This is a genomic window from Nocardioides sp. Z13_37 (assembly GCF_058355585.1).
This window is the reverse complement of record NZ_JBZGDV010000012.1, coordinates 63,968-73,095: the sequence shown is the minus strand read 5'-3', so window position 1 is coordinate 73,095 and position 9,128 is coordinate 63,968. Positions and strand designations below refer to the sequence as shown.

The following is a 9,128-nucleotide window of genomic DNA, read 5'->3' as shown; positions in this document are numbered from 1 at the left end:
TGCTGGTCCCCGACCTCGCCACCGACCTGGGCACCCCCAACGACGACTACACGGAGTGGACCTTCACCATCCGTGACAACGCGACGTGGGAGGACGGCAAGCCCGTCACGGCCGAAGAGGTCGCGTTCGGCATCTGCCGCTCGCTCGACTCCGAGGCGTTCCCGTCCGGTGCCGGCACCGAGTACTCCAAGCACTACTTCGCTGGTGCCGAGGACTACGAGGGCCCCTACACCGCGAAGGACCCCAAGTGCGAGAACTGGGACGGCATCGCGGTCGACGGCCAGGACGTCACGATCAAGATGTCCGTCCCCTTCCCGGACATGGACTACTGGGGCGCGTTCATGGCGATGGGCCCCGCGCCCCTCGGCAACGCCTCCAAGCCGCCGAACTACGGCACCAAGCCGCTGTCCAACGGCCCCTACAAGGTCGAGAGCTACAAGCCCAACGAGGAGCTCGTCCTCGTGAAGAACGACCAGTGGGCCGCTGACTCCGACCCGGGTCGTCACCAGTACGCCGACGAGTTCGTGTTCAAGTTCAACCAGGACCAGGCCAAGGTCGACGAGATCATGCTCTCCGACAACGCCGACAGCCAGACGGCTGTGTCCACCGCGCTCGGCTCGGACAAGTACAACGACGCCAACGCCCAGCTCGGTGACCGCCTGGTCCAGCAGACCTCGCAGTGCGTCTCCACCCTGACGCCCGACTACAACAAGATCCCCGAGATCGAGGTCCGCAAGGCCCTGGCCTACGCCTACCCCTACGAGGACGTCTGGATCGCCGGCGGCGAGGTCCCCGGTGTCACCCGCATCCCCGCCAACTCGGTGATGCCCCCCGGCATGGCCGGCAAGAAGGACTTCCAGGTCGACGGTGAGCAGATCACCTACGACCCGGAGAAGGCCAAGGCCCTCCTGGAGGAGGCCGGCGTCGAGACCCCGTACCCGATCACCATGGTCTACTACGAGGTCGACCCGCTGGCGAAGGCCACCCAGGACCAGATCACCAAGGGCTACGAGGCCGCCGGCTTCTCGGTCAAGGCGATCCCGGTCCAGGAGTCGCCCTACAACATCTGGCTCGACCCCGACAACAAGGTCAACAAGAAGCTCAACCTCCGTGGCGTCAACTGGTGCTCGGACTGGCCGTCGGGCTCGACCATGCTCCCGCCGCTGCTCAAGGGTGGCGCCGTCTACAACACCGCGCTCTTCGACGAGGCGTCGGTGAACGACGAGATGGACCGCATCAGCACGCTGCCGCTCGACGAGCAGGCTGCTGCCTGGGGTGACCTGGACGAGAAGATCATGACGGAGTACTTCCCGATCATCCCGACCGCGTTCCGCAACGACCTGTTCGTGTTCGGCACCAAGGTCGGCAACCCGACGGGCGATGGCTCGATCGGTGCGCCGAACTACAAGGACCTGTACGTGATGCAGTGATCCCGGTGCTCCCCAGGTCCTCGACCTGGAGCACCATGTAGTCCCCAGCATGACCCAGCACCACACTGACGGGTGGGGGCTCCCGGACCGGGAGCCCCCACTCGCCAGCCCGGCCCCCGACTAGACTGTCTGCTCGGGGACCGACTCATCCACCATCCCCGGAGAGTGACGAGCGATGCTTGCCTATGTCGTGAAGCGCCTGATCTCGGGAGTCCTCGTCGTGGCTCTGGTCTCGATGGCGATCTTCCTGCTGTTCTGGTACGGGCCGTCGAGCCCGGCGCAGCCCATCTGCGACCGCGAGACCAGCAACAGGTGCACCCAGGAGAAGCTCGCGGTCTACGAGAAGACCCTGGGTTACAACAACCCGGTCTACGAGGAGTACGCCAGGTACGTCGAGGGCATCTTCGTCGGTCGCACGCTCACCATCGCCTCCAACGAGTACGAGTGCTCCGCTCCGTGCCTCGGCGTCAGCTTCCGCACCAAGCAGCCGGTCAAGGAGGAGCTGGTCTCGCGCATGCCCGCGACCTTCTCCGTGGCCATCGGCGGCGCGTTCCTCTACCTGCTCTTCGGAGTGCCCATCGGTGTCGCCGCCGCGAGACGGCGCGGCACCGTGGCCGACAAGGCCCTGGTGTCGAGCTTCCTGTTCATCAGCTCGATCCCCTACTACCTCTTCGCCCTGCTGACCTGGCTCTACCTCACGATCACGTTCGAGGTGCCGCTCTTCAGCGACACGGGCTACTTCTCGATAGGCGCCAACGGGCCATGGAAGTGGTTCAGCGGCCTCTTCCTCGCCTGGGTGGCGCTCGGCATCTTCGGCTGCACCCAGTACACCCGGTTCACCCGCGGCGCGATGGTCGAGGCCCTCAGCGAGGACTACATCCGCACCGCCAAGGCCAAGGGCCTGCCGGCTCGCACGATCGTCTACAAGCACGGCCTGCGCGCCGCGCTGGTGCCCGTCGTGACGATCTTCGGCATCGACTTCGGCACGCTCCTGGCCGGCACCATCTTCACCGAGCGGATCTTCGAGATCCAGGGCATCGGGTGGTGGAGCCTGCAGGCGGTACAGGGCCGTGACCTGCCCGTGGTGCAGGCCACCGCACTGTTCAGCGCCGTCGTCCTGATCATCTCCAACCTGCTCGTGGACATCGTCTACAGCGTTCTCGACCCGAGGGTGAGGCTTTCGTGACCAGCGTTCCCGCGACCCAGTCGAGCGCCGCCGCCTCGGCGGAGCCCGAGGGTCCCTTCCTCCAGGTCGAGGACCTGAAGGTCACCTTCCCGACCGAGGACGGCCCGGTCACCGCCGTGCAGGGGCTGACCTACTCGGTCGAGAAGGGCAAGACGCTCGGCATCGTCGGCGAGTCCGGCTCCGGCAAGTCGGTCTCGAGCATGGCCGTGATGGGCCTGCACGACACCAAGTCGGCCCAGATCTCCGGCTCGATCCGCGTCGGCGGCACCGAGGTCGTCGGCCTCAGCGAGTCGCGCATGCGCGGCCTGCGCGGCAACTCGATGGCGATGATCTTCCAGGACGCCCTCGCGGCCCTGCACCCGTTCTACAAGATCGGCTCGCAGCTGGAGGAGGCCTACCTGGTGCACCACTCGGGTGCCTCCAAGCGCGACGCGCGCCGCAAGGCGATCGAGATGCTCGACCGCGTCGGCATCCCGCAGCCCGACCGCCGTGTCGACGACTTCCCCCATCAGTTCTCCGGCGGCATGCGCCAGCGCGCGATGATCGCGATGGGCCTCATCAACGACCCCTCGCTCCTGATCGCCGACGAGCCGACCACCGCGCTCGACGTGACCGTCCAGGCGCAGATCCTCGACCTGCTGCAGGACCTCCAGCGCGAGTTCAACTCCGCGGTCATCATCATCACCCACGACCTCGGCGTCATCGCCGAGATGGCCGACGACGTCCTCGTCATGTACGCCGGCCGGTGCGTGGAGTTCGGCACGACCAAGCAGATCCTCACCACCCCGGAGATGCCCTACACCTGGGGCCTGCTCTCCAGCGTGCCGGAGGTGTCGTCGTCGACCGACGCGCGCCTGATCCCCATCCCCGGCAACCCGCCCAGCCTCCTGCGCCCGCCGTCGGGATGCTCCTTCCACCCCCGGTGCGTGCACTCCGGCAAGGTCCCCGGCGACCTGTGCTCCACCCAGCTTCCCGACCTGCTGCCGGCCAGCACGGGCACGGCCCATCTCAAGCGATGCCACCTCGCCGACCCCGTCTCGGTCTACCACGAGGAAGTGCTGCCCGAGATCGCCCCCGAGCTCGTCGAGGAGACGCGATGACCCAGGATCCCAACGCCCGCGCCGAGATCGAGCCGACCGAGATCGGGGCCAACGCCGCCGAGACCGGCGAGCGCGAGCTGACCAACCCGGTCAGCCCGGCCTACGGCGACGACGACGTTCCGCGCGACCTCGACTTCGCGACGCTGGTCGAGCACGGCAACGTGGCCGCCGAGCTCGACCCCGACGCGCCGGCGGTGCTGACGGTCGACAACCTCAAGATGTACTTCCCGGTGAAGTCCTCGGGCGTCGTGCGGCGCACCATCGGGCACGTGCAGGCCGTCGACGGGATCTCGTTCGAGGTGCCGAAGGGTGGCTCGCTCGGCCTGGTGGGGGAGTCGGGCTGCGGCAAGTCGACGACCGGACGCCTGATCACCCGGCTCTACAAGCCGACCGGCGGCTCGATGATGTTCGCCGACAAGGACCTGGCCAAGCTCTCCAACAAGGAGATGAAGCCGCTGCGCCGTGACGTGCAGATGATCTTCCAGGACCCCTACACCTCGCTGAACCCCCGGCACACCGTCGGCACGATCGTGGGCGCACCGCTCGAGGTGCACAAGATCGTGCCCAAGAACCAGATCCTGCCGCGCGTGCAGGAGCTGCTCGAGATCGTCGGCCTCAACCCGGAGCACTACAACCGCTACCCCAACGAGTTCTCCGGCGGTCAGCGCCAGCGCATCGGCATCGCCCGGGCGCTCACGCTCAACCCCAAGGTCCTCGTGGCCGACGAGCCGGTCTCCGCGCTCGACGTGTCGATCCAGGCGCAGGTGATCAACCTGCTCCAGGACATCCAGTCCGAGTTCGACGTGGCGTTCCTCTTCATCGCCCACGACCTCGCCATCGTGCGTCACTTCTGCCCCGAGATCGCCGTGATGTACCTCGGCAAGATCGTGGAGATCGGCGACCGCGAGACGATCTACGCCCGGCCGCACCACCCCTACACCCAGGCGCTGCTGTCCGCCGTGCCCGACGTGAAGCAGGCCGCGATCGGCGGTCGACGCGAGCGCATCCGCCTCGAGGGCGACGTGCCCAGCCCGATCAACCCGCCGTCGGGCTGCCGCTTCCGCACCCGCTGCCAGTTCGCGCAGGAGATCTGCGCGAAGGTCGAGCCGCCGCTGCTGCAGATCGGCAAGCGCCACAAGGTGGCCTGCCACTTCGCCGGCGAGCTGGGTGCCCACCCCGCCACGCCGGTGACGACCGACCTGCTCGGCGTCGACGACCAGGGCACCCCGGTGCCGGGCGCCTCGCCCACCAACACCCAGCTCACGATCCCGGGCTACGAGAAGACCTGGTACGACCTCGGGACGAAGCAGACGACGGGGGCCTGAGTCGAGCGCCGTCGGCGTCGGGGGATACTTCCCGGCGTGGACGGCTTGTTCGAGATACCGGGCGCGGGTCGCTCCGCGCCCGGCTCCGTGCCCAGCGCCGGGTCGCTCGGCGCCAACACGCACGCCTCGGCGCCCCTGGCCGTGCGCATGCGGCCGCGCACGATCGACGAGCTCGTCGGCCAGCAGCAGCTGCGGGCCGCCGGATCGCCGCTGCGCCGGCTGATCGAGGGCGACCAGTCGATGTCGCTGCTGCTGTGGGGCCCGCCGGGCACCGGCAAGACCACGATCGCGGCGATCGTGAGCCAGCAGACCCGGCGCCGGTTCGTGGAGGTCTCGGCGGTCGCCGCGGGCGTGAAGGAGGTGCGCGCCGCCATCGACGGCGCGCGGGCCGAGCTGGCGCGGGGCGGGCAGGAGACCGTCCTGTTCGTCGACGAGGTGCACCGCTTCACCAAGGCCCAGCAGGACGCGTTGCTGCCCGGCGTGGAGAACCGGTGGGTCACCCTGATCGCCGCCACCACGGAGAACCCGTTCTTCTCGGTGATCAGCCCGCTGCTCTCGCGCAGCCTGCTGCTGCGGCTGCAGTCGCTGACCGACGAGGACGTCGCCGAGGTGATCGACCAGGCCCTGGTCGACGAGCGCGGGCTGGGCGGCAGCACGGTCCTCGAGGACGACGCGCGCGACCACCTCGTACGCCTCGCCGGCGGCGACGCCCGGCGCGCCCTCACCTACCTCGAGGCCGCCGCGGGCGCGGCGAGCAGCAACGGCGTCGCGACCATCGACCTCGCCACCGCCGAGACCGCCGTCGACCAGGCCGCCGTGCGCTACGACCGGCAGGGCGACCAGCACTACGACGTGATCTCCGCCTTCATCAAGTCGATCCGGGGGTCCGACCCCGACGCCGCGCTGCACTACCTCGCCCGGATGATCGAGGCGGGGGAGGACCCGCGCTTCATCGCCCGCCGGCTGGTGGTGCACGCGAGCGAGGACGTCGGGCTGGCCGACCCGACCGCGCTGCAGGCGGCCGTGGCGGCCGCCCAGGCGGTGCAGCTGATCGGGATGCCGGAGGCGCGGATCAACCTCGCCCAGGCCACCATCCATCTGGCCGTCGCCCCCAAGTCCAACGCGGTGATCACCGCGATCGACGCGGCACTCTCCGACGTCAGGGCCGGCAGGATCGGGCAGGTGCCCTCCCACCTGCGCGACGCCCACTACGGCGGCGCCAAGGACCTGGGGCACGGCAAGGGCTACGCCTACCCCCACGACAAGCCCTTCGGTGTGGCCGAGCAGCAGTACCTCCCCGACGTCCTGTCCGACGCGAGCTACTACCGTCCGACGTCGCTCGGCGCCGAGGCCGGCGTCAAGGAGCGGTGGGAGCGCGTGCGACGGATCGTCCGCGGCGGGTGACCCCGCTACGGTGACCCGATGCGCATCGGGTTCCACGCCTCGCACGAGCAGATCGCGCCGTCACAGCTGCTCGCCGACGTCCAGCACGCCGAGCGCGCCGGCTTCGACATGGCCATGTGCTCCGACCACCTCGCGCCGTGGGGCACGCGCCAGGGCCACTCGGGCTATGCCTGGAGCTGGCTGGGGGCCGCGCTCGCCACCACCGGGCTCGAGCTCGGCTGCGTGTGCGCCCCCGGCCAGCGCTACCACCCCGCCGTCGTGGCCCAGAAGATCGCGACCCTCGCCGAGATGTTCCCCGGCCGGTTCTGGACCGCCCTCGGCAGCGGCGAGGCCGCCAACGAGCACGTCACCGGCGACCGGTGGCCGGCCAAGGAGGAGCGCACCCTGCGCCTCGAGGAGTGCGTCGACGTCATCAGCCGCCTCCTCGACGGCGAGGAGGTGAGCCACCAGGGCCGGGTCACCGTCGACCGGGCCCGGGTGTGGGACCTGCCGGCGGTCAGGCCGCGGCTGATCGGTCCTGCCGTGTCGGTGGCCTCGGCCGCGCGGGTGGCGGCCTGGGCCGACGGCCTGGTCACCGTCAACCAGCCGGTGGAGGTGCTGGGCGACGTCGTCTCTGCCTACCGCGACGCCGGCGGGCGTGGCCCGCTCGCGCTCCAGGTGCACCTCTCGTGGGCACCGACCCGCGAGGAGGCGGAGGCGGTCGCGCTCGACCAGTGGGCGACCAACGTCTTCACCGAGCCGGTCAGCTGGGACACCGAGACCCCCGAGGCGTTCGACGTGATGGCGGCCCACGTCGGGATCGAGGGCGTACGCCGCGTCGTGGAGGTCTCCGACGACCTCGGCTGGCACCGCGAGCGGATCGCCGAGCTGGCGTCGGTCGGCTTCGACGACGTCTACCTCCACTTCGTCGGCCAGGAGCAGGCCGGCTTCCTCGACACCTTCGGCGAGCAGGTGCTCCCCACCGTGCGAGGCTGACGCCGCGGTCCGCGTTCTGGTTGTGTGTGCGCGTGCGAGTGACCGACACGAGTGACCTGTGGTGGAAGAGCGCGGTGATCTACTGCCTCGACGTCGAGACCTTCTACGACGCCGACGGCGACGGCACCGGTGACCTGGAGGGGCTGGCCCAGCGCATCGACTACCTCGCCGAGCTGGGCGTCACCTGCCTGTGGCTGATGCCGTTCTACCCCAGCCCCGACCGCGACGACGGCTACGACCTGACCGACTTCTACGGCGTCGACCCGCGCCTGGGCAACCACGGCCAGCTCGTCGAGGTGATCCGCACCGCCCACGACCGGGGCATCGACGTCATCGCCGACCTGGTGGTCAACCACACCTCCGACCGGCACCCGTGGTTCCAGGCGGCCCGCCGCAGCACGACCAACCGCTACCGCGACCACTACGTGTGGCGCGACACCGAGCCGCCGGACACCTCGGACCTCGTCGTGTTCCCCGACCGCGAGGACTCCGTCTGGGAGCTCGACGACCGCACGGGGGAGTGGTACCTCCACCACTTCTACAAGCACCAGCCCGACCTCAACCTCGGCAACCCCGAGGTCGTCGACGAGATCCTGCGCGTCATCGGGTTCTGGCTCGAGCTCGGCTTCGACGGCTTCCGGGTCGACGGCATCCCCTTCCTCGAGCAGCACGCCGAGACCGTGGGCGGCGCGGCCCGCGTCGTCGACCCGCACGAGCTGATGCGCACCATCCGCGGCTTCCTCAACCGGCGTTCCGGGCGCGCGATGATGCTCGGCGAGGTCAACCTGCCCCACCCGCAGCAGCTGGAGTTCTTCGGCGGGGACGCAGGCGACGAGCTGCACATGCAGTTCGACTTCACCGGCATGCAGGCGACCTACCTGTCCCTGGCGCGCGGCGACGCCGGCCCGTTGGTCGCCGCGCTCGAGGGGCGTCCGCGCATCCACGAGACCTGCCAGTGGGCGACGTTCCTGCGCAACCACGACGAGCTCACGCTCGACAAGCTGAGCGACGCCGAGCGCGAGGAGGTGTTCGCCGCCTTCGGCCCCGAGCCGGAGATGCAGGTCTACGACCGCGGCCTGAAGCGACGGCTCCCCACCATGCTCGGTGGCGACCCGCGGCGCATCCGGATGGCGTACAGCCTGATGTTCTCGCTGCCCGGCACCCCGACGCTCTACTACGGGGAGGAGATCGGCATGGGCGAGGACCTCGAGGCCGACGGGCGGATGGCGGTCCGCACCCCGATGCAGTGGAGCACCGGGCGCAACGGCGGGTTCTCCACGGCACAGCCGGCGCGGCTCGTGCAGCGGGTCGTGCCCGGCGCGTACGCCCCCGAGCACGTCAACGTCGTCGGGCAGATGTACGACCCCGACTCGCTGTGGAGCTTCATGCGCACGCTGATCAGCATCCGTCGCACGTGCACCGAGCTCGGCTGGGGCACGTGGAGCATCGTCGGGCAGCCGTCGTCCCAGGTGCTGGTGCAGCGGTGCACGCTCGACGGCAGCGCCGTCCTGACCGTTCACAACCTCGGCGCCGACCCGATCAGCCTCGACGTGCCCGTCGACCCCCACGGTGAGGGGCTCGAGGCGGTCGACCTGCTGGCGGAGGAGGTGCTCACCGGGGAGGCGACGATGCGGCTCGCGCTCGACGGCTACGGGTTCCGGTGGCTGCGGGTGCGCCCGACGGGTGACCTCGCGATCCCGTGAGGCTT

The 9,128-nt window shown here is 69.7% G+C and carries 7 protein-coding genes; all 7 read left to right on the top strand.

The window, feature by feature from the left end; genetic code table 11:
• Positions 1 to 1,430: ABC transporter substrate-binding protein (locus AC4H2S_RS20480; protein ID WP_491498834.1), on the top strand; the 1,430-nt coding region annotated here is incomplete at its 5' end.
• Positions 1,431 to 1,605: 175 nt separating this feature from the next.
• Positions 1,606 to 2,616: an ABC transporter permease gene (locus tag AC4H2S_RS20475; protein ID WP_491498833.1), complete on the top strand. Its 1,011-nt coding sequence runs from the start codon at positions 1,606 to 1,608 to the stop codon at positions 2,614 to 2,616.
• Positions 2,613 to 3,716 carry an ABC transporter ATP-binding protein gene (locus tag AC4H2S_RS20470; protein WP_491498832.1) on the top strand — a complete coding sequence of 368 codons (1,104 nt, stop codon included), beginning with the start codon at positions 2,613 to 2,615 and terminating at the stop codon, positions 3,714 to 3,716. Before AC4H2S_RS20475 ends, AC4H2S_RS20470 begins: the two co-directional genes overlap by 4 nt.
• Positions 3,713 to 5,041, top strand: a complete 1,329-nt coding sequence (locus AC4H2S_RS20465; RefSeq protein ID WP_491498831.1) for an ABC transporter ATP-binding protein — start codon at positions 3,713 to 3,715, stop codon at positions 5,039 to 5,041. The genes AC4H2S_RS20470 and AC4H2S_RS20465 overlap by 4 nt, the downstream gene beginning before the upstream one ends.
• A 36-nt stretch (positions 5,042 to 5,077) precedes the next feature.
• Positions 5,078 to 6,445: a replication-associated recombination protein A gene (locus tag AC4H2S_RS20460; protein WP_491498830.1), complete on the top strand. Its 1,368-nt coding sequence runs from the start codon at positions 5,078 to 5,080 to the stop codon at positions 6,443 to 6,445.
• An 18-nt stretch (positions 6,446 to 6,463) separates the two neighbouring features.
• Positions 6,464 to 7,420, top strand: a complete 957-nt coding sequence (locus tag AC4H2S_RS20455; RefSeq protein ID WP_491498829.1) for a TIGR03885 family FMN-dependent LLM class oxidoreductase — start codon at positions 6,464 to 6,466, stop codon at positions 7,418 to 7,420.
• A 32-nt stretch (positions 7,421 to 7,452) separates the two neighbouring features.
• A complete protein-coding gene (locus AC4H2S_RS20450; protein ID WP_491498828.1) occupies positions 7,453 to 9,123 on the top strand; it encodes an alpha-amylase family protein in 1,671 nt (556 codons plus the stop codon).
• The last annotated feature ends 5 nt before the right edge of the window (positions 9,124 to 9,128 follow it).

Bases quoted from the DNA above. Each gene is read 5' to 3' on its own strand.
- AC4H2S_RS20475 (WP_491498833.1), top strand. From the start codon at position 1,606: ATGCTTGCCTATGTCGTGAAGCGCCTGATCTCGGGAGTCCTCGTCGTG.
- AC4H2S_RS20465 (WP_491498831.1), top strand. From the start codon at position 3,713: ATGACCCAGGATCCCAACGCCCGCGCCGAGATCGAGCCGACCGAGATC.
- AC4H2S_RS20455 (WP_491498829.1), top strand. From the start codon at position 6,464: ATGCGCATCGGGTTCCACGCCTCGCACGAGCAGATCGCGCCGTCACAG.